Below are 25,980 nucleotides of genomic sequence, written 5' to 3' on the forward strand. Positions count from 1 at the left end.
TCATTGATCTACTAGGACGGAGACTATGGGTTCCCTACTACCATTCTTAGAAGACCAAGGCCGGGAACTGGATCGAATCCAGAAAGAACAAGTAGAAGTGTACGGAGATACGCTTGAAAATTCTCTCCGTCTCGCGGCCAAACATCTCAAAAAACAAATCCACGAACTGGACTACGTAGTTTTAAAACGCGGAAAGAAAAAACTTTTCGGTCATGAACCCTGGCATATCCGAGTTTCTATTCTTCCCGAAGACAACTTCCTCGACGAACTTACAGAACTCGATCAAAAACTTACGGGCGGTTCGGGCAAACTCGTTTCCAAGGATCTCAAGGAATTCATCCAGCCCAAGGACAAAGACGGAAGATCTTTGGTTCAAATTCTTCGCAACGGAGTTTATCTCACCGTCTTCCCACCGTTAGGCGAGGGTCGCTCGGTGGAGATGGACGAGGTTTCCAAGAAAATCGTTCTTCGTGGAATTTCCGGTGAAGACGATAAACTCGTCCGTAAGATCGTAAAGGACGCAAAGGGCGAACCCATTCTCATCTCGGAACAAAAACCGAGACAGGGTATGGAAGCAAAACTCATTCTCGACATCACCTCGGACAAGATGAAGGCGAAAGTCACCATTCTTCCCCCAAGACCGGGCGGAAGAGATTTGGACGTACGAGACATCGTCAATCATCTCAAAAACGCCGGAGTCAAATACGGATTCAAAGAAGACGAGATCCAAAAAAAACTCGAAGACGAGTTTTACAATCAACCCTTCCTCGCCGCGGAAGGGGACTTTCCGATCAACGGTAAAAACGCACAGATCATCTATCACGTTCGTACTTCCAAAAACGTTTCTTTCCGTGAGGACGAAACCGGAAGAGTGGACTTCAAGGATTTGGATCTCATCGAAAACGTCGTGGTCGGTCAGTTGCTCGCCGAAAAAATTCCGGCGGAAAAAGGAAAATACGGTCGTACTCTTTTTAACGAACTTCTTCCCGCGAAAGACGGAATCGATACGGATCTGAAACAAGGTAAGGGAACCATTCTTTCCGAAGACAGAAGCAAACTCACCGCAGAAGTCAACGGTCAGGTTGTGTTTGCGACGGGAAGACTTTCTGTGGAAACCGTATATCGAGTCAACGGAGACGTCGGTATCAAAACCGGGAACGTCACCTTTCTCGGTTCGATCGTAATTACGGGTAACGTGGAAGACAATTATTCCGTGAAGGCCGCGGGAAACATCGAAATCTACGGAACGGTTCAAAAGGCGAGAGTGGAAGCCGACGGAGACATCATCATTCGTCAGGGAATTTCAGGAAGGGAAGAAGCTCATATCGAATCCACGGGCGGAAACGTAATTGCAAAGTTTATCCAGAGCGCGACTGTCATCACCGAAAAAGACGTTCTGGTTCAGGAAGGTATTCTACATTCTTTCGTAAGTGCGGGCGGTAAAATTCTCTGCAACGGAAAACGAGGTCAGATCGTGGGTGGAACGGTGCGCGCTTCCGAACTCATCGGTGCGAGAAGCATCGGTTCTTCCGCGAACCCGGCGACCGAACTCGTGGTCGGGATCGATCCGAAGGTTCTCAAGCAGATCGCGGATTACGAAGCGAAGATGCACGAGAGTCAGACCAAACACGAACAGGTTTTTAAAAGTCTTAAGACCCTTCAGGCCAGAAAAGAATCCGACCCGGCTTCGTTTACGGAAGATCACGAGAATCAACTCGGTAAGATGCAAAAGGCGGTTGAAAAATTGGATTCTCGGATCAAGGAATTCGAAACCGAAATCAACAACCTCAAGAACTACATGGAAGAAAAATCTTCCCACGGTAAGATCAGCATCGAAAAGGTTCTCTATGGCGGCGTGACGATGAAAATCCGAAACTCGGATTACAAAACTCGGAACGAAATCAAGAACAAGACCTTTGTCGAAGAGAACGGAATGATTCGTCAGGTGCCCTACGAAGATCCGGAACCGGACAAAAAAGACTGGAGAAAAAAACGGAACCGTGGTAATTAAACCATAGGATGAGGCTGAGCGATACTTTTCTTGGTTACGGTCAAGCTCCCGATATGATTCGGAAGCAACAGGTGGAAAATCCATTCACCATGCCTCATATGATCTCCGAAACCGCTCGGATGGTCAAAGAATACAACGATACACGCAAGTATGCGGTTGAATTGTATACGGACGTTTTTTCACTTTCCCCGGAATCCAGGGAAAGAATGGCTTCCGCCAGAAATCAAAAAATCGACCAGATCAAGGACCAGCTAAAAACATATAAGCCGGCCGTGGAAGGCAGGACCGAGTCTGTGACTTATTCCGCCGTTGGTCAAAAGACGTCTAACGCACCCGCCAATCGGGGTAGAATCGAATTTTTCGCTTAATCTTTTTCCGAAGGAATGTTGTTGGAGACGGCCCGGGGGGAAAGGTATGGAGTTATTTGCAGTATTAGCGATCAACGCGGTTATTTCCGTGGTTTTATATTATACGATCACATCGAAAGTAACGGAACGAATTCGTACTCATATGCTGGGAAAGATCAACGAGGAAATCCGGGATTTCGTGGACGAGTTGGAAACGGAATCTTTGAGACAGGTCGATCTGATCGGTTCGAGAATTCTTACCTTCAAGGAAATGACGGCCAAAGTGGAAGAACTCGTCAAAAGAATCGAACAAGCTACAACCCCGGATATTCTAAACAAGATTCGAGTGGACCAACCCCTTTTCGAAAATCGAAACGAAGAAGGTATGGCTCCGAGCAGATTTCAGGATTCTTCTTACGCGAAGGTTCCCGGATCGGTTCAACAAGGGATCGGTCATATTTATAAGGAGAATCTGGATCTCGTAAAAGAAGAAGGAGAAGTCCGTTCGCAACCGCAGTCGAGTCCGCTTCAAAACCCGTTGACCGCGAACCTCTCTTCGAACGATTTCTCAGGCGCAGGCAACGAACGTATGCTTGCATCAGAGAATTCTTATATTCAAAAACCGAAAACTACTTCCGGCGGCCAGAAAGCAAAAGTTCAAAATCAGACCGCACAAACACAATCCCGCAATCCGATCGAAACGCAGGCGGGACAAGGTTCCACATCCAATCTGGTTTTGGAAACGATCGGGAAGGGCGTTCGTAAGTTTTTCGGAATTCAGGAAATCAAAGCGGTTAGGGACGAGGAAGACACAACTTCCGGAAACGATTATTTTCCGGGAACTCGAAATTCCACCTTGGATATTTCCTTGGACGAGGATCCGTTCGCGCCCGAGCCGGATATAAGTTCCACGTTAAGCGAAACGTCGGCCTTTAAGGACAATCGTAGACCGAAGGAAGCGGATTTCGGAAGAATTCTCCAGGATAACGTGAACGGTTACAAACCGAATCGACCGGATTCCACCCGGATTTCCGCGGAGGCGGCGCTTCTGGAAATCGGAGAAGATTCAACAAAAATCGAGAAAGTTGTTTTCCTTTTAAAAAGAAAATATACCCATGAAGAAATTTCGGAAGTTCTCGACCTGGCCTTGGGCGAGGTCGACATCATCGAAAGATTCAGGTTGGACAGAAATAGGAGGCTCTGATGTCCCAGTTTAGCGTATTGAACGTAGGATTCGGGAATATCGTTCTGGTTTCTAAGATCGTCGGCATCATTCATTCGGATTCCGCATCGGCGAAAAGAATCCGCAACGAAGCTAAGAGCAACAACAGTTTGATCGACGCCACTCAGGGTAAAAAAACCCGTTCGATCATCGTGACCGACAGCAATCATCTCATTCTTTCCAACTTGAGAGTGGAATCTCTCACTAAAAGAATCGAATCCAGCGACAACTCGATCGCTTCCGAAGAGGAAGACTTAGACTGAATTCTCCGAAACTTTTCGTTCTTTCCTCCGTTGCCGGAGGAGGGAAGTCGACTCTCATTCAAAAACTCAGGGAAAAACATCCCGAAATTCTTTTTTCGATTTCGTGTACGACCCGCGCGCCGCGTCCGGGCGACAAAGAGGGCGTAACGTATTTTTTTCTTTCCAAAGAGGAATTCGAAAAGGGAATTTCCGATTCGGCGTTTTTGGAATGGGCTTTGGTTCACGATCAATACTACGGAACCCCTCTGAAGTTTATCGACGAGGCATTTGCGAAAGGTTCTTCCGTGATCATGGACATAGACGTTCAAGGTGCGAAGATCATCAAAGAAAAACTTCCCGATAAGATCGTTACGATTTTTATTCTTCCTCCAAGCGAAGTAGAATGGGAAAAACGTCTTCGTGGAAGAGGAACCGATTCGGAGGAGAATATTCTCAAAAGAATCCGAAACGGTAAGACCGAGCTCGAACGTCAGAATGAATTCGATTATAAAATCGTAAACGACCGTTTGGACAACGCCCTGGAAGATCTGGAAAGAATCATCTTGGGCGGTTCGAGGTAGGAGTTCCGAGTAAAACAAACAGGGTGCCCCACCCTGATTTGGGCGGGGGGTGAGGTGGTGGGAAGGAACGGAAGAATTTTCCTTATCAGAAAATTCTACTTTTTGCAAGTGTAATTTTCGTTCGACGAAATGTCGGAACTACGACGGATCGTTCTCAACAGTTTCAAAAATAAAAGTAAGAGTAGAGTGAATTCAAAAATGAATCTAACGTTGATCCCCGTCCTTAAAATTCATAAATTAAAATTTTCAGAAGGGAAAGACCGGCTCGGCTCTTATTTAGATGTGAAGATTCCAGAAGCGTGGCCGACATTTCCGGAGGCCTTTCAAATTTCCGATTTAGATTCAAGAACGGATGAATCAGAGAAAGAGAATCCTTGGGGCGGATATTTTTTTGTAAACTCGACCGCCAAAAGTTTGATTGGAAACGGCGGTTATACGGGAGCTCCGAATTCCACAAATTCGGTGGAAATCGGCTATGAGATCGCTCCCGAATTTTGGAATCAAGGATACGCGACTCTTGCGGTGAATCAGTTGATCGAATTCGCATTCAAACAACCGAATGTTTTTCAAGTAAAGGCGACGACCTTGTGTGAAGAAAACGCTTCGAACTCCGTTTTAAAAAAATGTGGTATGAAATTCTTATCCGAAGAACCGAACGACGAGCTTGGAAAAATATGGATCTTTGGAATTTCTAAGACCGAGTTCGATTCAGGGGCCTTGTAGGAATTCCTACGATTTTTTTGTGATACGAGCGCCCCACCCTGATTTGGGTGGGGGGTGAGGTGGTGGGAACGAACGGGCGAATTTTCCATATCAGAAAATTCTACTTTTTGCAAGTGCAATTTTCGTTCTACGAATTGTGGGAATTCCTACAAAATCTTCCCTTGGAATCGATTGTTCGATCTTACGTTATCTGCAATCCGGAGAATCCACCAGAATGAACGGCATCGTGGTCGGAACTCCGTTCGCTTTCAATTCTCGGTCCTTTAAATAAAAACCGCAGACGGAAACGCTACTTCCGATTTGAACATTGGAGATCAAGGAAGGAGAATCCGAATCGAGAGCCACCGGTTTTCCGGAAAAATAAACGACGAATCGGATGGAATTTCCCTTATAAAGAATTTCGGAAACAGTCCCCGAGATTTGAATCGTTTTGCCGAAAGCCGCGGAAGGATTGGAGACGAGTTCGTAACCGCTTACCTTTGGCGGAGCGGAATTCGTTTTTTTCTTGGCGAACAAAGAAGGCGCGCTCGCGCCGAACGACAATAAGGCGATTAAAATTGCAAAAAATCTAAATTCAAATTTCATAATATTTACTCCGAGTTAAGGATTGGCTTCGACCGCGTCGTCTGGTATGCCGGGGGTTTTGATTCCGCCGGATCTGCTCAGCCACTTATTCGTAATCATGGCTCTACGATCCGCAGGAAAAAGGGTTAAGAGATATGTTGTGATCGTCGGTCTACCGTCGTCTTCCGCGTCCTTATCCATTTGAATGAATACGTCTATGATATCTCCGTCAGGCCAGTTCACGAGCATTCCTACCGCGGAATCCGGAGGCATGTTTCCCACTTTGTCTGCAAGAACCTTTACGAGTTTTTGACGGCTGTTCTTTTCCGCATCGGAGGACTTCATTTCCTTTTCCTTTGCGATCAGACCCTTGCGCATTTCCTCGAGTTTTTCCATTTCGGCTTCGAGTCTTCCCTTTTCCGTCAAAAGTTCGGCCTTTCTTTTTTCGAGCTCGTCCAATTCTTCCGCGAATCGATCCTGAGCTTTGGAGAACTCGAGCTTCTGAAGTTCCGTGGGAGATTCGTTGTCTTGGTTTACGAGCGCCGGTTCCTTGCGAAGAAACGGAAAAATTTCGGTCGCGTTGATGATTTGAAAATAATCGAAAACGAAGAATCCGATTCCCAATAAGAATAGAATGAGTAGAACGAGATAAGTAGCTCTTGCCTTGTCGCTTAACGATGCCATATTAAACCTTTAGATCGATCCGATTTCTGTTGATCTTATTTTCCAACTGCTCGGCCTTTTCTTGAAAATCGGTAATTTTTCTCTGGAGGCTTACGATAGAATCCGCGTTTTGCGGAGAATTTCCCGTTGCGACGTTTAGAATTTTCTGAAACAGGGTTTCACTTTTTGAATCGGTCGTAGAGTTTTTTAAGCTCTGAAGCCCCTGAGTCGTCGTTTGCGGATTCGACGCTTGATCCCGTATCGTATGTAAAGACTCTCGGAGCCGGTTCAGGTTTGGAAGATTCACGTATTTCTCTCCATTGGATCGATTTTAGCTGATTGTAATGTTCTTCGAGTTCGAACTTTTCTTTTTTGAAGTATAACTTTCTGTATGTTTTGTACTGATTCTCTTTGAGAATCTCCAGAATCTTGCGGTCTTTTTGAGCGAGAATCAACTCCGCTCTTTTCGCGTCGAGTTCCGGCTTTCTGGTTTCGATGTCCGATTCCAGATTTTCGTTTTGAGTGATGAGGGAACGGATATAACCCTGATGGAGTTGATAATCTCTTAAGGAAGCTCCGTGAAGAGAAACGGATTCTCCCGTGAGAAAATCGATTTGTTTTTCGTTTTCCAGAATGGAATTGCGGATCTGATTGATTTCTCCGGCAACAAGAGAGAACGCCTTTAATTTTTCGTCTTCTTTTTTCTTACGAAGATTCAAGACGGGTTCTAGATTGAATTGAAAACGTTTCAAGGATTAGAATTCCTCTTCTTCCTGTTCGTCGTCTAAAACGTCTTTCAATCCTTTCAACGCCTGAGAATACGTACTCCGTTCCTGAATCTTTTGTTTCAGATAACGATCGATCTGATCCTTCTTGCGGATCGCAAGATCCACTCTCGGATCGGAACCGGAAACATACGCGTTCAAGCGGATCAATTCTTCCGCGGAATTATAAACGCTGATCAGTTCTCGGATCATTCCCGCCCTTAGGTTCTGATCTTCGGGAGCGATTCTCGCCATAACCCTGGACAAAGAAGCGGGAACGTCGACTGCGGGATAATGATTTCTTTCCGCGAGTTTTCTGCTGAGAATGATATGACCGTCTATATAACCGCGCACCGCGTCCGCGATCGGATCTTCCATCTCGTCCGCCTCGGTAAGAACCGTATAAAAACCGGTGATCGTTCCGCCGGATTTGGATGTTCCCGAACGTTCAACAAGTTTTGCTAATTTAGAAAAAACGGATGAACTGAATCCTCTCGTGATCGGAGGCTCGTGATTGGACGCCGAAATTTCCCGGTTGGCCTGTGCGAACCTTGTCAAAGAATCCATCATGAGGTTCACGTGTTTTCCTTGATCGCGGAAGTATTCGGCGATGGAAGTGGCGAGTAGGGCGCAGTTGACCTGTTCCATCTTAGGCGCGTCCGAGGTTGCCGCGAGAACGATGGATTTTTGAAGACCTTCTTTACCAAGATCGAGTTCTATGAATTCGTTTACTTCTCGTCCGCGTTCTCCGACGAGCGCGATCACGTTTACGTCCGCGTCGGTATAACGCGCGATCATTCCGAGTAAGCTCGACTTACCGACGCCAGAGCCGGAAAAAATCCCGACGCGTTGTCCTCTTCCGATCGTGAGGATCCCATCGATGGCCCGAACCCCGGTCATGAGAATGTCCCGAATGATCGGACGATCCAAAGGATTCGGAACCTCGTTGTCGGGTGGGCGTTCTTCCTTTGTGATGATATGACCTTTTTTATCGATCGGTCTTCCGACGCCGTTTAAGACCCGACCGAGCAATTCTTTTCCGACGGGGATCGCCAATTTGCGTCCCGAGGAAAATACGAATGCTTCCGGATAAATTCCTTCCACGGGACCGAGGGGCATGAGCGTATAAACGTGACCTTCAAAGCCCACGATCTCACATTGGAGATAACCTTCTTTCCCGCTTTTTTGAACGTCCATGAGTTCGCCGATTTTCGAATCGGGTGGACCTTCGGAATAGATTACGTTTCCGGAAACTCGAATGACCTTCCCCGATTTTCGGATCGTTTCGGTTCGATCCATTATCAGGAAGTATTTGGACATTACGTCCACTTTCTCATGAAACTTCTTTTCAATCATAGAACTGCCGGAATTATCTCTTGGTATCCAGAATTTGCGGGAAAGTCAAGTATCTATGCGAAAATAAAAGAATTATGTCGCTTACCTGCGACTTCGAAAAAGCCCCGATGTGGGAACTCATACAAAAAAGAAAAGATCTCCCGGTTTTCCCGGGAGATCGATAAGAAGGGAGAAGAATGTCTTGATGTAAAAACGAAATCCGACTCGAGCTCGGTTTGAAAACCGGAACTCGATCCGAAGAGAAGAGGCGATCCTGTTTAGATCGGCTCCGCATTCCGAATCGCTTCCTCGATTTCTTTGAGCTGAGTGGAAATTCTCGCGTCGATCGCCCCCACGTCGGTTTCGATGATAACACCGCCCCGATCCACCCGAGAATCTTCGTAGATATTGACCTTGCGAAGAGATTCCATAAGTTTGATAAGTTCGTCCTTGTGTGCGGTCGTAAGTTCCAAGTCCGCGAAGTTGACTCGAATGTCCACGCGGTCGCGGTCTTTGATTCTTTTTAAGGCTTCTCTAATATTGTTGAGAACGATTTCCTTTCTTTCGATGATCTCGTCCTTGATGACTTTACGAGCGATGATGAGAATCATCTCTACCATCTGTTTCTCGGAAGCTTGAATGATTTCCTCACGGATGTCGATCGCCTTACCGACGATGGTTCCGAGACGGTCGATGAGACGTCTTACTTCTCCCTGACCTTTTTTAAAACCGACTTCTCGGCCCGCGTCATAACCTTTTAAGTATGCCTCGTGTTCGATCTCCGCGACCTTCATCTCGGCTTCTTTGATCATTCTCTCGACTTCCATCTTCGCGCGATCGAGAATCTGTTCGGCTTTGGCCTTACCGGTGTCTTCCTCTAATTTAACTTTTTCTTTGGAGTCTTGGATCATCTGGAAGGCGCGTTTGCGTCCTTCTTCTTCGATCTCTTCCGCCTTTCTTCTTGCGTCTTCGAGAAGTTTACGAACCTGTTCCTCGTTCTCTTCGCGGTAACGACTCAGCTCGGCTTCGATCTCTTCGATCGACGGGCCTTGGTATTGTTCGATGATATTTCCTTCTTGGTCTACCTCGAACTCTTCGGCGTCCTCATCTCTGTGGAATTTTTTGTATTTATCAGGAATCGCTAATTCTACTTGGTCCTTGATATCGGCGATTTGAATCGGTTTAAAGACGAGTTTGGCCATGAGTTAAGTCGCTCTCCAAAATTTGATACTTCCTTCCTCGATTTCGTCCCGGAGTCTTTCTAAGATTCCGTTCTGAGCCGTTTCCATTTCGGCGAGACTGATAGGACCCATGGAATCGGATTCCAGACGGATGGAAGAAGAGAGCGCCGGTTCCAGTTTTTCAAGAATGGCGACCTGAACTTCCGTTTCCGTACCTTTCAGCGCGCACGCGAGGACGATCGGATGGAAGGAAGAAAAGAACCGATTCAACGGTTCTCTTTCCAAGAATAACAGATCTTCCATCCGAAAGAAGTGTTCAATTATATTTTCGGCAAAACCGGGGCGCTTCTCGCGGATCCGATCGAAGATTTTTTGAGAATCTCCGGGTTGCAATCGCCCCAAAAGATCCGCGGCCTTCTTGCCCATCGGGTTATGAATCGGAAGACTTTTGTCTTCTAAGGCCAAAGCCTCGAGTTTGAACTTCAAAAAACGTTCCAAGCGATTCTTTTCGTATTCGCTCGAAAGGTCCAGATCGTGGATCTGGATGAGAATTTCCTCTTTCATCGCTTCCGGGAAGTCGTTTAACACCGCGGCGGCAGAGTCCGGATTTGCAAAACAAAGAACCAAGGCGATCATGCCCGGTTTTTCGCCGGAAACGATTCTTGAAATCTCAACCGGGGTTTTTGACTTTAATTCTTGAAGAAGGTCTCTTTCTTCCTTTTCTTCTCGAAGAAGCGCTTCGAGTTCTCGGATGAGATTCATACTCTCCGGATCGATACTTTCTTCTTTTTGAATTTTGGAGAGAGAGTTTAAGAAAGAAGAGAGAACCGCTCTCTCTTCTTTCGAATCCGGTTTCCCGGTTTTGTGAAACGTCTCGAGAAGTTTCCCCGTCGCTTCCGGACCTAAGTGCTGGTAGACTTCCGGAGGGAGATGTTCTCCCAAGATCCGGAGAAGACTTCCCGCTCTGTTTTGTCTGGAGGACAGGGAATTCATCAGCTCGCTTCCTCTTCAGAGAGCCATGTTCTGAGAAGTTGTGCGACTTCTTCCGGTTTTTCCCTTGCGAGGTTGATCGCGTTTTCGAGAAGTTCTCTTCTGTATTTTTCGTCCAGAGAAAGTTCGACTTCGGCTCCGCCTTCGTCCATGACTCGGAGAGCCGCTTCTCTCATCATCTGTTGTTGAGCCGCAAGTTCTTCTTCTCTGAGTCTTCTTCTTCTTGCGATTTCTTTCTTAACCGCTCTGTAAACCAGGATGCTTACGATCAACAGAAGAATGATGATTAAGGATGCGATGATCATCTGACGAATCGCTTTCTGCTTGCGGAGTTCTTCGTCTTCCGCCGCGAACTGAGCCGATCTGTCTTTTGGAATCGTGATTACGGAAATTTGATCCCCTCTCGCCTTGTCGATACCGACTGCGGCTTCGAGGTTTTTACGAATCTGTCTGAGTTCATCGTCGGAAACCGGAACGTATTTGCGGTCGTAACCGGTTCCGTCCTCTCTTTCTTTCTTTTCCCACATACCGTCGATGACAACGGAGAGATTTACCTTCTCCACTTTCCAAGGTTGTTTTTGAACTTCGGAAACTCTTCTGTTGAATTCGTAGTTGTTGATGTTTTCGGATTTGCTATATTCCGATTTTTGATAGTCGGTGTCCTTGTATCCCGGAGGAATGTTCGGCTCGGTTCCCGCAGGTCCGTCCGGAGTAAATCCTCTACCTTTGAAGTCTTCTTTGGTTTCTTTGGAGGAAACTTTCAAAGAATATCCGTCCACAAGTTTCAATTCGGAATAAGGAGTGTTTGGGTTATCGGGAATCGCGACAACCGGTGAAACGGAGTTGTCTTTGTAGGATTCTTTGTCCCAATTTAAGTTATATTCAAAACGTGTAATATCGACTCTTTCTTCGCCGCCGAGCAACCAACGAAGTGTGTTTCTCATGTCGATTAATCTTTGGATTCTTTGTTCTTCTCCGATTCTCAGTTTTTCCTGAACGATTCTGAGTTCGAGTCTTTCCTTTTCCAAATCCTCTTCGAAGTCGCTGACGATTTTACCGTCCGCGTCGGCGACGCTTACGTTTTCGGGTTTTAACTTAGGAACCGCTCTGGAAACCAAGTTTACGATCCCTTTGACTTCTTTTCTGGAAAGAGATTCTACTCCGGGAATGTAGTGGAGGATAACGGAAGCCTTAACGGGAGACGCGTTCGATGTGAAAAGTTCGTCTTCGGGAAATGCGATGTTGACGTAGGCTTTATCCACGGAGCGAAGAGTCATCAAGGATTGTTCGATCGCACCTTTTAATGCGCGATACTTTTTGATGTCCTTGTCGAACTGTGTCTCGGTGAATTTATCCACGTTGAAAAGTTCCCAACCTTGAACTCCCGCAGGAATTAAATTCTCCTGTGCGAGTTTGGTTACGATCTCCTGTCTTTGTTCCGGATCGACCGTGACGACGCTCGTATCGGATGAGCCGTATTCATAACCGAGGGAATCCAATTTTTTGGTCACCTCGGCGAAGTCCTTGCTCGTTAAGTCCTTAAACAGAACCACACGGTTCTTTTGAAGCGAGATCGTGGAAAGAATTCCGATCGCGATCAAAACGGTTAAGCCCACTCCACCGAGTATAAGCTTTTTGGTCGTATCCAGGGTAGTAAAAAATTCCCGGACGTTGTTTAAGATTTTCTGTAACTGCTCAGGCATAACGAATCTCCACCGAATTTACAATACGGGACATAATCAAATATCGGAAAGAAAGTACAATCCCTTTTCAAATTTTTTTACAAAAATTTATTTCAGTACACAAATGTTAAGCGCAGTGGATTGCGAGTATTCGTTATTTTGAATGTGTTTAGGGGAGAGGGTTCGTGTACTGAATTTTTGTGTAGTGAAACGGGGCGAATTTTTCTCCGCTCTCGCTGAGAAAAACCGCGCTCTCGGCTTGAGTCAAGAAATCGAAGCCATCGTAAGAATATTATAATGTACGAATTCCGATTTCTTGACTCCAAAACGGAGATCCATAGAAAGTCGTTCTGTTGAGTTTATATCGATCGCTTACGCGTTAGTCTATGCCGCTTCTTTTGAAAAAGAATTGAAGCAGTTTCCGTACTTGAGCCGGTGCGACTCCGTTTCCGAAAAATTCACCGTCGACCCAGATTTCGAAATGGAGATGAACGTTATCCGCAGAACCTTTCGCTTCTTCGATCAAACCCGAGTTTCCGACGTTACCGATGACTTCTCCCTGTTTCACCTTGTCTCCGAGTTTGACGTTCTTTCGAATCGAAGACAAATGATTGAAGCTCGTCATAACACCGTGTCCGTGATCGATCCAAACCTGTCTTCCGCCGAAATCCTTTTCCACGTAGGTTACGGTTCCTTTTTGGGATTGAGCGGTATGATATTCGTAGTCGGCAAGCGTCATGGGAGAATAGGATTGATCCGCACGAACTATGATTCCGTCCGCAGGAGCGACCGCTTCATCCTGAAAGTTTAGGTTTCGGATCTGACCGTCCGCATCTTTCTTTTTGTATATATCGATTCCCTTATGAACCCCGTTGCGATAGACTCGGGGTGCGTTCGGAAGTTGAAAGTCGAAACTCGGAATGAGTCCGCCCGGAACTGGAAATGTATAACCTCTGAGTCTGGGTTCGATTCCGTTCAAAAGTCTTTGATTGAGAAAAAGTTTCAGATCGCTGATGACGACACCACGTTCGGTCGTATCGGGAAAGTAGATTCTCAAAACGGAAGCGTCCAAATTCTCCAGCTTATGAAAATTGATCAAATCCACATTCTGATTTGTGAATATGGTTCTCCAGTCGTCCCGGATCAAAACCTGGATTTCGTATTTTTTTACGGCCCTTTCCTTACGAAACAACGGAACCGTGATTTCCAAACCGTTGATGAGTCGTTTGGAACCGAAGTCCACGATGATCCATTCGCTTCCCGGTCGATTGGAGGAATACCAATGAGAATTCGGATCGGAATCGAAAAGATTAAAACCGCCGTACTCCGTGGAAAAGGAAGACGAAACCGAATAGCTGAACGGAGCCGTGGTCCATCGTCCAAAATCGATAAAGTCCACTTCGGAACCCAGGTTCCCGTACGCGGAAGGGGCGGCGATCGCGGAAACGGAAACGAGTAGGGCCGTTAATACGACCTTTACCTTCCAATTTTTTAATTTAGAAAAATCGAATGAATTATACATGAAAGGGTTTGCCCGGTTCCGCCTTCAATCGATTCGTTTTTTCGGTTTCCCAGGAATCCAGATATTGTTTATCCTTTTGTGTGAGATCGGGTCTAAGGGCGATCGGCGCACCTTTTGCGTCCGCGTAAAGGGCTCTTCTTCCGAAAAATCTTCCGTTTACTTCATCGGGCCAAGGTTTTTTTTCTCCGTTTCCTTTCATCTTCCAGGCGATCAGAGCGTTCTCACAAACCGCTTTGAGTTCTTCCGGGTTCGCCGAAATTCCGTGATCGGGTCCGTCCAGATTCTTATCCAACGTGAAATGTTTTTCGATCATGGACGCGCCTAAGGAAACCGCGACGCTTGCGGCGATACTTCCCGCGGTATGATCCGAAAATCCCACGGGGAACGTATAAAGATTTTTGAATGTTTCGACTACTTTGAGATTCGCTTTTTCAGGAGGAGTCGGATACAACGAAACGCAGTGTAATAGGCAGAGTTTATCGGTTCCTTCCTGTTCCAAAAAAGAAATCGCACGGCTGAGTTCGAAAAAGTCCGCGGCTCCGGAGGAAAGAATTACGGGAAGTTTTGTCCGAGCCGTTTCTTCCAAAAGGGTTTTGTTCGTCACGTCTCCGCTCGCGATTTTGATCGCGGGAACTTTCAGATTTGCAAGAAGATGTAAAGAACTTACACACAACGGAGTCGAAAAAAAGACAAGCCCTTCGTCTTGTGCGGCTTTCTGAAACTTTTTATGGGTCGTTTCGGATAGTTCATATTTTTTGAATATATCCACGAGGATCTTGGCGTCCGGATTGTGAACGTCTATAAATTCTTCCGTTACGTAGGATTGAAACTTAACGGCTTGCGCCCCGGCTTTTTTTGCGGCGGCGATGGTGCGTTTGCCGACCTCTTCGTCGTTGTTGTGATTGAGGCCGATTTCCGCGACTACGATCGGAGGATGTTCGGAACCGACTCGCAGATCCGAGGAAAGTGAGAATTCTTTTTTAAATGTCATGGTTCTACTTCGTTTTTATTTTTTGGGAGGATATATAAGATTGGAGTTCATCAGCTCATAACTTAAGTTCCAAAAAGATTTCGCTTTGAGATGATAGGCGTCGCATTTCGCCGGTGTTGTTTTACATTCTTCCGTTTCACCGATCCGAGGTTGAATGGAAAAGGGGGAAATCCGGACCTTGTCGGTCAGGCTATAAAAAATCCAATTCCCTTCGATCCAACCGATGAAATTTCCGAAAGCGAAGTAGGCGACCCCGCCGGAAACGTCTTCGCTTAACAAATCTCTTCCCATAGCGGAGAATCGAACCTTCTTTCCCACGATTCCGAGAATTGTCGGAATCACGTCGAGTTGGGAGGATATACGCGGATCGATCTTCGCGGGAATTCTTCCGGGAGAATATACTAAAAACGGAATGTTGCGATCTTCGAAATAGTCGAGGTTTCTATGATGTGTGTGATCGCCCACGAAGATAAACACGGTGTTTTTAAAGTAGGGAGCCTTCTTCGCTTTTTCCAAAAAGTTATGAATCGATTTGTCCGCATAACGATATACGTTGAAGTAGTCCGCTTCTTCGAGCGGAGACGAAAAAACCTCGTCTTCGCGTTCCGGAGTTTTATACGGATAATGAGTGGTTAACGTCAAGGTCACCGCAAGAAACGGAGATTTTTTACGCATTAGGATTTCGTGTAATTCGCTTAACAAATCCCCGTCGTAATAACCCCAAGGGCCCGGTTTGTATTTGCCGAGAGAATCGAAATGTTCCTGACCAAGAATGGTATCGAAGCCCCAATGAGAAAAAAGAAAATTCATGTTGTCGAAGTTTACGTCCCCTCCGTGTAGAAAGAACGTTTCATATCCGACCGATTTTAGGATCGTACCGAGTCCGCCGAAATTGCTTAAGATCCGGGGAGTTCGAACCACGGTCAAGCCGGGACCGTCCGGGATTCCGGTTAACGTAGAAAGAAGTCCGTTGGTCGTTCTTCCACCGCTCGCGAAAAAGGAAGGAAAGTAAGTCCCTTGTCGGATTAAATTTTCGAAATGAGGGGCTATCTTTTTTCCTTGAGGGAGAATCGTTCCGTTCGTATACGCGTATTTCCCGGTCCAACTTTCGAGAAGCACCAAAACGATGTTAGGTGGAGTTTCATGATTTGTTTCCTCGGTTTCACGCAGGATCGGATATTCTTCCGAAACGAATTTTGCGTTTTTGTAGTCGATTTCCTTACGCACGGAAACGATCGAATTCTCGTAAGGAACAAAAAGATTTCGAGGGATCGACTGATTCTTAATGTCCATGACGGACGTAAAGATCCCGTTCAAAACGAGCTGATTGACTATATACGTTTCCGATATCATCGCGTCGCTCGCGCGCAGAGGTCTGGATTGAACTCCGCCTCGGACGAGAAGAAATAAGACCGGAGGAAGGATCAATAACTGCAGAAGTTCGGATTTTTTTCGAGAAGGGTCGAAAACGTATAATTCTTTTTGAATGTATTTGAAAATTGAAAAAGGTAGAAGGATCAGAATTGTAAGACATGATACGATCGCCAAGGTCGTATGTCCTACGAAAAAGGATCTGAGAATGATCCAAAACTCCGAACCTAAAAATACGAACCCCTCGTAACCTAAGTGTTTGTTTGTTTCACCGAAATACAAAACGTCACCGATCAGATGGGCGCCCGCCCAAAAGAAAAGAAGAATCGGTACAATTCCCCAGAAGATCGAATACGAACGAAATCGATTCAAAGGATGGATCGCCGATAAAATCCAAAACGGTCCTAAAAGAATCGCACAAACCGAAAGATCGAAACGGATTCCCGCTAAGAAGGCGAGCGACACATCCAAGACGGAAGAAGATCCGAATTTGGAAGAAAAAACAAAAAGAAAACAGATCCTATAGACGAGAAATAAAATCAGATAACCGATCGTAAAACCCGCAACGATTCGGAGGTTGGAAGGAATTCGTTTCAACATCCGAGTCGTTTATGAGAAAAGGTTCCAGATCTGAAAGACTATAAAAGAAGCCGAATATGCCAAAACCGTCATGTATCCGAACATAAACAAAGGCCATACGATCGAATTGGTTTCCTTCTTAACGACCGCGAGAGTGGACATACACTGACAAGCAAAGGCGAAAAACAAAAGAAGACTGACCGAGTTTCTCATTCCCCAGACGGGTTTTCCGTTTTCGTCCCTGTCCTTGCGGATCGCCTCTTTCAAATCGTCGTCCGATTCTTCCCCGCCCACCCCGTAGATGATGGAAAGTGTGGAAACCATGATTTCTCTTGCGGCGAACGAAGTGATGATTCCGATTCCCATCTTCCAATCAAAACCGATCGGTTTTAAAACCGGCTCCATAAATTTTCCGGCGGAACCCGCATACGATTCTCGGATCTGAATTTTTTTCAGTTCGGCGTCGCTCGCGTTCGGATGAAGACCCGAATCGATTCTCGGATAGTTCGCCAAAAACCAAAGTAGAACGGAGATAAAAAGAATAATCTGACCCGCGGACGCCAGAAACGCTTTCAATTTTTTGAATACGGTGATCCCGAGACTTTTGATCGAAGGTGTGTTGTATGCCGGGAGTTCCATCAAAAAATAAGAGGCGTCCGATTTGAAAAAAGTCTTTTTAAAAACGAGCGCGACAACCATGGATGCGATCATTCCTAAAAGGAAAAGTCCGAGCATCGTAAGCGCTTGGATACTGAAAATTCCGAAAATTTTTCCCGCGGGAAAAATGGCGCCGATCACTAAAACATAAACCGGATACCGAGCGGAACAAGTGATGAGGGGCGCGACTAAGATCGTGGTAAGACGATCCGATTTGTTTTCGATCGTTCTTGTTCCCATAATCGCGGGAACCGCGCAGGCCGCCGAAGATAAAAGTGGAATAAACGATTTACCGGAAAGACCGAACTTTCCCATAAACCGATCCATCACAAAAGAAGCCCTTGCGATATAACCGGTCTCTTCCAAAATTCCTATGAATAAAAACAACAGACTGATCTGAGGAACAAAAACCAAAACCGCGCCGACCCCGCCTATGATTCCTTCTTGAATCAAGGAACGAAGAGGGCCTTCTTCCATAAAACTTCCCACAAAACTTCCGAGGTTCTGAACGGTGGATTCGATCCAATCCATCGGAGTTTCGGACCAAGTAAAAAGCGCCTGAAAGACCAAGGCCATAATTCCCAAAAAAGAAACAAGACCCCAGAACGGATGTAGAAGAATTTTATCCGCTTTCGAAAGAACTCTTTCGTTTTCACTCGCGCTTCCTAAGAGCGCATTTCCCAAAACCTTTTTGATATACATCGACTTCTGCGTAAGCTCTTCGAGATAGGTGAAGGTTTTTCCGAAACGAGAAAATTCTTTCCGAATGTGTTCCCGAGAATTTTCGGGAAAAAGAGAAATTCCGGGAAGACCTTTCTGCAAGGTTTCACCCGAAAGTTCCTTTAAGGAATTGATCAAAACGAACTTTAAAGAATTTGAATGTTCTGAGGAGAGGGATTTCAAAAGACCGTTCAGGAGTTTTTCACGATCGCCATCCCATTGAAAGGATTTGATCGGAAGACGAAAGGCACCCGGTGAAACGATCAGGTCCTTGAGTTCGGAGATCCCGTCTCCGGATTTAGGATTTACGTATTGAAACTGAATTCCGAATTCCCTCGAAAGAGAATCCAAGTCCAAGGAGATTCTTTTTTTTTCAAGAACGTCCTTCATCGTCACGGCGACCAATACTGGAACGTCTAGTTCCAGAATCTGTAATAAGAACTGAAGACTTCTTTCCGCAAGAGAAGCGTCCATCACGAAAAGAATCCGATCTCCTTCTTCGTGACCGATCAAAACTCTGCTTGTGACTTGTTTGTCTTCCGCGTTTCCACCCAGACTGAACGCGCCCGGAAGATCGAGTACCTTGAGAGAATGATCCGCGTGTGACAAAAGGCCTTCCGCTTTTTCCACGGTGACCCCGTGATAGTTTCCGGTTTTTTGTCTAAGCCCTGTTAGGCGATTGAATAGGGTGGATTTTCCGCAGTTCGGATTTCCGGCCATCAAAATCCGGGAGGTTTTGGAATGCGTTTGGACGTTAGAGTGACCCACGAATATCTCCTATTTGAATCAATTCGGCTTCACCTTCTCGGATCGCGATTTCCACTTCACCCGCGCGGAGCACGATTTTTTTTTGGGAAGAATATTTTTCGAGGATCAAAACTCTCGTTCCGGGAAGAAGACCTATGTCCAAGATGTTTCTGAAAAGATCCTCTTTACCGGGTTGAGAAACTAAGGAAAGAATGGAGGCTTCCTGACCTTTTTCCAATTCATTTAACAATTTCATCATATTAGAAATTTATCACGATCCCGAATGAGATCGATGTCCGGGGCCATGGTTTTTACGTAACGATCGAAGTAGAGAATCTGTTTGATCAGAAGTCCGAATTCTTTCGGAATTTTCAGGCCGTTTCTCTGCGCGATTTCACGGAACTCGAAAAGAATCGCGTTTAACTTCTTATCGTCCAAAGATTCTAAATCGCCCATCTGAACCTTCATAACCATCTCGGTCATTCTTGTAAAAACGGCTTCCAAATCCTTGGAAAGTTTCTTTTCGTCCACGCCCTTTGCCGTGGAATCCATCTGGATCAAACCCTTTGCGATCTTTTCGGTTCTGTTTAAACTCAAACCTTCCAAAAAAATCATCAAACCGTCCCAGACTCGGGGAGAAATTCTTCCGACAATACCGAAGTCTATAAAGCCCACTGTTCCGTCCCGAAGAATCATTAGATTTCCTGCATGTACATCCGCGTGAAAGAATCCGTTTCTTGCAAGAGTCGAAAACCAAATCTCAAGAGCTTCGGTCAAAGTTTTCTGCGGATCCGAGGAATACTTGCGGATGGAATTCTCATCCGTGATCGGAGCCCCGTAAAAACGTTCCATGGTAAGAATTTTTTTCGTGGATAATTCTCTATAAACCTTGGGAACACGAGCTCTTGTTTCTCCCATCGCAAGAAGTTCCTTTTCGAACTCTTCGATGTTGTCGGCTTCCTTATAAAAATCAATTTCTTCTAATATGGATGTTTGGAACTGTTCCACCATATCGGAGATCCCAGACTTGCTAAGACCCGGCGCGAATCTCTCGAATAAAACGGAAGTAAAGTAGATCAGATTTAGATCCGCGGATAACGTGGATTCTATATCGGGTCTTTGAACCTTGATGACCACGTCGAGTCCGTCCTTGGTCACGGCGGAATGGACTTGTGCGATGGAAGCCGAAGCGATCGGAACCGGTTCCACGCTGTAAAAATGATCGCTGAGTTTACCGCCGAGTTCTTTTTGAACGATCTTCTCGACCGTTGTAAACGGAATCGGTCGAATCGAATCCAAACATTTTTGCATTTCGGTTACGAACTCGTCCGGGAATAAGGAAGGAGCGGATGCGATGAATTGACCTAACTTGATGTAGGTGGCGCCTAACTCTTCGAACGCTTCCCGAAGACGGATCGGAAAGGTTTCCATCGAATCTCCGCCAAGAGCGAGATCTTTTAAGAGAAGAATGGTCTTGGTGGAAAATACAAAACCGCTGTTCAGGATTCGGGAGGCACCGCCAAAACCCATTTTCAGGGAATCAAAAAAACCGGCCATATTCACAAAGATTTTGCACTTCGATTCAAATGACAACTACAGAACGGGGCCTTAAAAAACCGTAGAATTCCCGGGTTTGCCTGCGGGTCAAAACAGCTTTTTTGTTTACGAACGAACTCAAATTCTGATTATGGCTACATAAAATACTCCGTCCGGCGTATCTTCCCTTATGAGTAGCGATTCAGTATTACTTCAAGAACTCGATAAACTTGAACTCAACGACCTGAAGAAAGTAGCGACTCTTTGGAATCTTGCAAAACTTCCTTATAAAGAAAAGAATAAGAACGTAGCCTATCTTTACGAAACCTTTCAGGACGAATTCTATCTCAAAGGTGTTCTTGAAAAACTCACTCAACTTCAGGTTACGATTTATACCAGCATTCTTAAGAATAAAAACGTTCTGACTCTCGGAGAAATTTCGAGAAAGGTGAACATTCCTCCGATCAACGTCGAGATGGAGTTGAACCTTCTTAGAAAATACCAACTCGTTTATCAGAGAAAGAACCGCGAACGTCTTACCAATAATTTAGATAAATATCATGCGTTTGAGGAGATCGCGGATCTGGTTCCGCTGGATCAGAATCTCAAAGGCGACAAGTATAAGATCTCTTTGGAAAAATATCTCGATCGCAAAAAGACGACCGAGATATCGGACGAGTGGAAGGTGGCCGTTAAGTCTCCGAAACAAATCGATTCCATTAAGAAGTTTTATACTCTCGCGTCTTCCGAAGAGGGGATCGATCTCAATCTTCAATCTCTCGCCGATTTGGAAAGAGATACCGTGGTTCGTATTTATTTGAGCGGCGGGGTTTCCGAAGCGGAAGACATCCGTAGTTTTGTCGTTACCAGCAGAGGCAAATACGAGCAAATCGTTCCGGCTTTGATCGCAAAGGGACTTGTCATGGACGTTTGTTTCGTCGACGAGAAGTTCGTACGCGTGTTCGCGATCCCCGATGAAATCTTAAAATACGTTCAGACTCATCCGATTCTTCCTTCCGTAAAAAAGGGAACGAAACAAAGAACGGAAAAACTCGCGGCCAACGATCTCGATTTCTTTCTCAACACCAAAAAACTGATTTCCTATATCAGCCGTAAAGGGTTGGTCCTTGCAAAATCCGGAAAGGTGAAACAAGCGGATCACAAAAGAACCGAACAGGAACTTTTGAACCCGGATATCGGAATTTTCCCGGAAAAAAGTCAGATCTATCAAATGGAACTGATTCTACCCGTATTAAAACTTTTGAATCTTGTCGACATCAAGGGTGAAAACATCGTTCTGAAAGGGGATGTAAACGGGTTTAACGAAAAAGATATATTCGAGATCATGAAACTCGTCGTACACGAGGTGAACGAAGCGCGTATGAAACGTGTCGTTCCTGCGGAAGTTTTTACGGCGACCGAAATGCCTTTTTACGATAAACCGATACTGGATAAGTGTGTGAGCCTCATCATCAAGGCGAAACGAATTCATCTATCCGTGATCTTTTCCAATATCATTCGGGAACACATGATTCTTTCTCCCGGATTCAGGACCAAGAATTTTCAGTCCGACCTTGCGGAACTCCGTAAGGAAATCATGAGCGCCATTTTTTATCTGCATCTGTTCGGACTTTTGGAAGTGGAATATCCGAATCGTTTCCTCGGTCTTTCCAAATTGGGTGAATACTTTTTCCAAACCGGAGAACTTTCACACAAAACGGAGAAGGGCGGGATCACGATCAACCCGGACTTTACGATCATCGCGTTTCCGGATCGTGTTTCGATTCACGGTCTTCATATCCTCAAGGCATTTACGGAACTCAAGGACTACGATCGTGTTTATACGTTCGTTCTTACCAAAGAAGCGTTTCAGTTGGGAATTCTTCTCGGTTATAAACCTTCCGAGTTCATCGACTTCTTAAAGAATTCGAGCAAGGCCGATCTTGCGCAAAACCTTCTCTTCTTATTGGAAGACTGGGGTGGAAATCTTCCGGTCGTCGATATTACCGAAGATTGCGTTTTAGTTCGCACGAAGGATCAGAATACGATGGAACTTCTGCTCGGTCAGATCAAAGGTAAGAAGATTGTTCTGGATGAAATCGGTCCGACTGCGGTTCTCGTGGATAAAAACCGGGTTCAAGACGTGATCACGGTTTCCGAAAAACTCAATCTCATCGTCAATCTGACTCGTTAAACCGAGTCTGATTTTAATTTCTAAAAAATTCTAAATTCTTTCCGGATCGGAAAGAGTCGTGTTCAATTCTTTTGGATGGATTCTTGAAAAGAAGGGCGGATTTGAGGAGAATTCCGAGCCGTTGGATCACGGCCCGGGTTCGGTGAGAATTATTCTTCCACTTTGATTTTGGTTTTGAATTCCCATTTGCGATACGGAGCGATCGCTTGCAGTCTCTCGTCGGTTACGAAAAAGAGGGCTTCGCCGTATTTAACGAGTCCTCCTTTATAATGCGCGTATTTGGTCTTATGATCGATCAGACCGATCTCTCGAACCTTGCTCCAATCGTCGCAGGTTTTGAGAGTGGGGACTTTTCTAAGATGCAATTCCTTGATCTTATTGTCTTTAACGGAGTCCCGGAGTATCTTTTCCCATTCCATAAAGTGCAAACTAAAAGGAAGGGGGGAAAAATCAAGGGTTTTTGCGATCGTTCGGATGGGGGAAACAAGTCTCCGATTTCCTAAAGTTTAAAAAATTCCACTTCGCGTTTTAGGTCTTCGGCTAATTTCGCTAACCCGATCGAACTAGAGCTGAGTTCTTCCGAAGACGCCGCCGAGGATTGGTTGAGTTCGTTGATGGTCGTGATCGTTCTTGAAATTTCTTCGATCGCGATTTTTTGTTCTCTCACCGCGACTTGAATCACGTCCGATCTTCCTTTGACTTCCTTGGCCGTTAGATTCATCTGATCGTTTTTGGAAAGTTGACTTTCCATAAACTGATTCACGACTTTCATTTGGGCGTTGATCTCCGAGATTCCGCTGATGATTCCCGAGATGACCTTCACCGTGTCCGTGATGTTTTGAATTCCGATTCCGATCTCGGCTTCGTTGCTTTGGATGATCTGTTCTATGTCCTTGATGCTGTTCGTGGTTTTATCCGCGAGTTTTGAAATTTCGTCGGCGACCACTGCGAAACCTCTTCCGGCGACTCCCGCTCTTGCGGCTTCGATCGCCGCGTTGAGCGCGAGAAGATGAATCTGTTCCGAAATCGTGTTGATGATTTCGATGACTCCGACGATGTCTTCCGAGCTTTGGCTGATCTTCGTGATCGAAAGGTTGGTCAGCTCCAAAGAGCTTCCGCCTTTTTTTGCGTCCAAGGTGATTCGTTCCACATCGGACATCGTGTTTTCCAAGTTGCTCGAAGTTTCATGGATGGAAGCGGAGAATTGATTCATATCCGACGCGAGTTTGTTTAAGAGGCTGACCTGTTCCTTGGTCTGAGTTTCCACTCCGTCCATTCCGGCGGAAATCTCCTCGATCGATGCGGAAATTTCCTCCGAAGACGCGGCTTGGTTTTGTGCGTTATCCGAAATGAAGTTGAGCGCCCCGGACATTTCGTCCGAGGAAGAAGCGAGATTCGTGGAAGCGTTCACGATCTTGCCGAGAATCGTTTTCACCTTTTTGTTAAACGAATTGATCGAGATTGCCATCTCGCCGATCTCGTCCATGGAAAGAACCTTGAGACCCTTGCTCAGATCTCCTTCCGCCATCGCTTCGAGAACGTTCTTACTTTCTTCGAGAGGAAAAAGTCTTTTGCTAAGAATGATATAAATCAAAAGTCCGACGAAGAACAAACCGACGAACGAAATTCCGGCCATCGCATAAACGGAAACGATCGCTTCTCCGGTGATCTCCTCGTTTTCGATGGAAGCAAACGTAAGAAAATCGTATTTCAGATTTCTTCTTAGAATCATATACTTATACTTTCCGCCGAACAGATAACGTACCGGAACGTTGTCCTTATAATCCTTCACTTGATCGTAAAACGGAAAGTCAGTCAGCTTTTTCAAATTCAACGCGGGGTTCACGTGATTGATCACCGTTTCGTAACGATCCAAAAGTCCCGGGTAACCCGATTTTCCGATTTGAATCGAGCCGATCAACTTGCTCGTAAGATCCGCGATTCGGAGCGAATACACGATATAAAGATTCGGGTTTTCCGGAATCGTTTCCAAAACCAAAAGAACGGGAGTTCCCGAAACCGGAGAAGGAAGAGGTTTGCTCAAAAACATTTTCTTCTTATCGATCGTGTCGAGGACCGTTTCTTCGGAAGGAAGATCGAAACCGCGGAACGAGGTTTCTTCCTTTGCGAGAGTTCCGGTCGCCGCGAGAAGTTTCCAAGATCCGCCTTCCGATTTGATAAGCGAAATCGATTCGTATTTGGGAGAACGGGCCAAAAGAGTTTCTAAAAGTTTTTGCGTTTCCGCGATTTTATAATTCTTCGTAAGAGAAAGAAAGAACACGTCGTTTTTGAGTTTGTCCGCGTCCGATTGTACTTCTTCGAAGATGGATTCGGTGAGAATGTGCAGGGTCTCGTTTACGTTCAACATCTGATTGAAATAGGACTTTCTAATCGCGTTGTAATTGAGTTTAAAAACGAGACTGGAAACTCCGATCGCTAAAATCAAAACGATAAAGATAAAGGTCATCGTAAGAGAACGGGTCAAACGGATCTTTACCAAAGAAGATATATCAATGTTACTGAATGCGCCCGATTCGATCAGGCTTGAAGTCAACTTTTCGCAGACTAAAAAAGTATACACGCCCACCGAAAGAGACATGAGAAGTGCGATCGCAAAAAGATTGTAATAATCCGCCATGTCCAAGGCCGCGAAACGACTCAATACCGCAACGATGATCGATGCGGTGATCAAAATTCGAACGGCGATTTCGATCGAATGAAACAAAGGCAAACGAAGAATCGACTTCTGCGCGTCGAGCGCGGTTTCCTTGTCTATGATCCCTTGTTCCACAGTATTCAAATATTTGCGGATAGGTTTCAGTCTTCTGATGTCCGAAAAAACCGTTAAGACCAACGTAAAAACGGAAGTCGCTAAAGTGATACGAATCGCGATCGAAAGCTGATCTGGATCCATTTCCAGAAACGTTTTATAAAATAGGACGGCGGCGCCGATCGTAAGAGCGAAACCCACCACCTCAGTAATCAAAATAAACTGAAGAGTGAATCTACGTATCGATTTTGTAATATCATCCATGAGTTGTCGGTTCCGAAATCCAGACGCACGTTACGCGTTTTTGATTTAGTTTTTATTTCCTGGGTAAATTTCCGGATTAGGGTCCGTGAACACAAGGATAAAGTAAACGCAGGGAAGAAATTCTCCTCCTGAAAAAACAAAAATGTGTACGACTTAAGCGACGAAGTCGGGGTTGATTTCGTCTAACTTGACTTAAAAGAAGGACCGTTGACTCAATTTGTGTCGAATTTTCTACTCGAGTAGTTCTGAATTTTAATACGACATCACTCGAATCGGTGTTTATTTCCTAAGCGATGTTTCACTCGAAACTGAAATCAAAACGGA

At 45.4% G+C, this 25,980-nt stretch carries 22 protein-coding genes; 7 read left to right on the forward strand and 15 right to left on the reverse strand.

Annotated features, from left to right (window positions below):
* The first annotated feature begins 25 nt into the window (after nt 1–25).
* The 6 genes from CH367_RS13790 (at nt 26) to CH367_RS13815 (ending at nt 5,126) form a co-directional block, all read left to right on the forward strand.
* Complete coding sequence (locus tag CH367_RS13790) at nt 26–2,011, forward strand: FapA family protein (RefSeq protein WP_100763088.1); 1,986 nt, start codon at nt 26–28, stop codon at nt 2,009–2,011.
* Between the two features lie 8 nt (nt 2,012–2,019).
* The gene (locus CH367_RS13795) at nt 2,020–2,379 is read left to right on the forward strand and encodes a hypothetical protein (RefSeq protein ID WP_100763089.1); all 360 of its coding nucleotides are present in this window, start codon (nt 2,020–2,022) and stop codon (nt 2,377–2,379) included.
* Between the two features lie 46 nt (nt 2,380–2,425).
* Entirely contained in the window at nt 2,426–3,562 is a 1,137-nt protein-coding gene (locus CH367_RS13800) for a hypothetical protein (protein ID WP_100763090.1), read from the forward strand.
* Nucleotides 3,562–3,843: a DUF370 domain-containing protein gene (locus tag CH367_RS13805; protein ID WP_100763091.1), complete on the forward strand. Its 282-nt coding sequence runs from the start codon at nt 3,562–3,564 to the stop codon at nt 3,841–3,843. The genes CH367_RS13800 and CH367_RS13805 overlap by 1 nt, the downstream gene beginning before the upstream one ends.
* Nucleotides 3,840–4,403 carry a guanylate kinase gene (locus CH367_RS13810; protein ID WP_100763092.1) on the forward strand — a complete coding sequence of 188 codons (564 nt, stop codon included), beginning with the start codon at nt 3,840–3,842 and terminating at the stop codon, nt 4,401–4,403. Before CH367_RS13805 ends, CH367_RS13810 begins: the two co-directional genes overlap by 4 nt.
* Before the next feature lie 282 nt (nt 4,404–4,685).
* A complete protein-coding gene (locus CH367_RS13815) occupies nt 4,686–5,126 on the forward strand; it encodes a GNAT family N-acetyltransferase (protein ID WP_165783296.1) in 441 nt (146 codons plus the stop codon).
* A gap of 186 nt (nt 5,127–5,312) precedes the next feature.
* Here the strand turns inward: CH367_RS13815 and CH367_RS13820 are convergent, their stop codons facing one another.
* The 13 genes from CH367_RS13820 to CH367_RS13885 form a co-directional block, all read right to left on the reverse strand.
* Complete coding sequence (locus CH367_RS13820; RefSeq protein ID WP_100763094.1) at nt 5,313–5,711, reverse strand: TOBE domain-containing protein; 399 nt, start codon at nt 5,709–5,711, stop codon at nt 5,313–5,315.
* 15 nt (nt 5,712–5,726) lie between these two features.
* Nucleotides 5,727–6,374: a periplasmic-type flagellar collar protein FlbB gene (locus CH367_RS13825; RefSeq protein ID WP_100763095.1), complete on the reverse strand. Its 648-nt coding sequence runs from the start codon at nt 6,372–6,374 to the stop codon at nt 5,727–5,729.
* Between the two features lie 158 nt (nt 6,375–6,532).
* Nucleotides 6,533–7,105, reverse strand: coding sequence for a flagellar export protein FliJ (gene fliJ, locus CH367_RS13830; protein WP_100763096.1), 573 nt, complete (start codon nt 7,103–7,105; stop codon nt 6,533–6,535).
* A gap of 3 nt (nt 7,106–7,108) precedes the next feature.
* Nucleotides 7,109–8,473 (reverse strand): flagellar protein export ATPase FliI, encoded by a 1,365-nt coding sequence (fliI, locus tag CH367_RS13835; protein ID WP_100763097.1) that lies wholly within the window; start codon nt 8,471–8,473, stop codon nt 7,109–7,111.
* Nucleotides 8,474–8,730: 257 nt separating this feature from the next.
* The gene (gene fliH / locus CH367_RS13845; protein WP_010574499.1) at nt 8,731–9,654 is read right to left on the reverse strand and encodes a flagellar assembly protein FliH; all 924 of its coding nucleotides are present in this window, start codon (nt 9,652–9,654) and stop codon (nt 8,731–8,733) included.
* A 3-nt stretch (nt 9,655–9,657) separates the two neighbouring features.
* Nucleotides 9,658–10,626, reverse strand: coding sequence for a FliG C-terminal domain-containing protein (locus CH367_RS13850; RefSeq protein ID WP_100763099.1), 969 nt, complete (start codon nt 10,624–10,626; stop codon nt 9,658–9,660).
* Nucleotides 10,626–12,326, reverse strand: coding sequence for a flagellar basal-body MS-ring/collar protein FliF (gene fliF / locus CH367_RS13855; RefSeq protein WP_100763100.1), 1,701 nt, complete (start codon nt 12,324–12,326; stop codon nt 10,626–10,628). The genes CH367_RS13850 and fliF overlap by 1 nt, the downstream gene beginning before the upstream one ends.
* Before the next feature lie 358 nt (nt 12,327–12,684).
* Complete coding sequence (locus CH367_RS13860; RefSeq protein ID WP_100763101.1) at nt 12,685–13,827, reverse strand: M23 family metallopeptidase; 1,143 nt, start codon at nt 13,825–13,827, stop codon at nt 12,685–12,687.
* Entirely contained in the window at nt 13,820–14,818 is a 999-nt protein-coding gene (locus tag CH367_RS13865) for an N-acetylneuraminate synthase family protein (protein ID WP_100763102.1), read from the reverse strand. The genes CH367_RS13860 and CH367_RS13865 overlap by 8 nt, the downstream gene beginning before the upstream one ends.
* A gap of 15 nt (nt 14,819–14,833) precedes the next feature.
* Nucleotides 14,834–16,789, reverse strand: coding sequence for an LTA synthase family protein (locus CH367_RS13870; protein ID WP_100763103.1), 1,956 nt, complete (start codon nt 16,787–16,789; stop codon nt 14,834–14,836).
* Between the two features lie 9 nt (nt 16,790–16,798).
* Complete coding sequence (feoB, locus tag CH367_RS13875) at nt 16,799–18,913, reverse strand: ferrous iron transport protein B (RefSeq protein WP_100763104.1); 2,115 nt, start codon at nt 18,911–18,913, stop codon at nt 16,799–16,801.
* Nucleotides 18,900–19,151, reverse strand: coding sequence for a FeoA family protein (locus tag CH367_RS13880; RefSeq protein WP_100763105.1), 252 nt, complete (start codon nt 19,149–19,151; stop codon nt 18,900–18,902). The genes feoB and CH367_RS13880 overlap by 14 nt, the downstream gene beginning before the upstream one ends.
* Complete coding sequence (locus CH367_RS13885) at nt 19,148–20,449, reverse strand: ABC1 kinase family protein (RefSeq protein ID WP_100763106.1); 1,302 nt, start codon at nt 20,447–20,449, stop codon at nt 19,148–19,150. Before CH367_RS13885 ends, CH367_RS13880 begins: the two co-directional genes overlap by 4 nt.
* A gap of 169 nt (nt 20,450–20,618) precedes the next feature.
* On the opposite strand from CH367_RS13885, the gene CH367_RS13890 reads away from it, so the two are divergent.
* The gene (locus CH367_RS13890) at nt 20,619–22,622 is read left to right on the forward strand and encodes a helicase (RefSeq protein WP_100763107.1); all 2,004 of its coding nucleotides are present in this window, start codon (nt 20,619–20,621) and stop codon (nt 22,620–22,622) included.
* A 149-nt stretch (nt 22,623–22,771) separates the two neighbouring features.
* On the opposite strand, the gene CH367_RS13895 is transcribed toward CH367_RS13890, so the two are convergent.
* Nucleotides 22,772–23,041 (reverse strand): hypothetical protein, encoded by a 270-nt coding sequence (locus CH367_RS13895; protein ID WP_002993672.1) that lies wholly within the window; start codon nt 23,039–23,041, stop codon nt 22,772–22,774.
* An 80-nt stretch (nt 23,042–23,121) separates the two neighbouring features.
* Complete coding sequence (locus tag CH367_RS13900; protein ID WP_100763108.1) at nt 23,122–25,656, reverse strand: methyl-accepting chemotaxis protein; 2,535 nt, start codon at nt 25,654–25,656, stop codon at nt 23,122–23,124.
* Between the last annotated feature and the right edge of the window lie 324 nt (nt 25,657–25,980).

The sequence above is a fragment of the Leptospira barantonii genome, assembly GCF_002811925.1.
Lineage (GTDB): Bacteria > Spirochaetota > Leptospiria > Leptospirales > Leptospiraceae > Leptospira > Leptospira barantonii.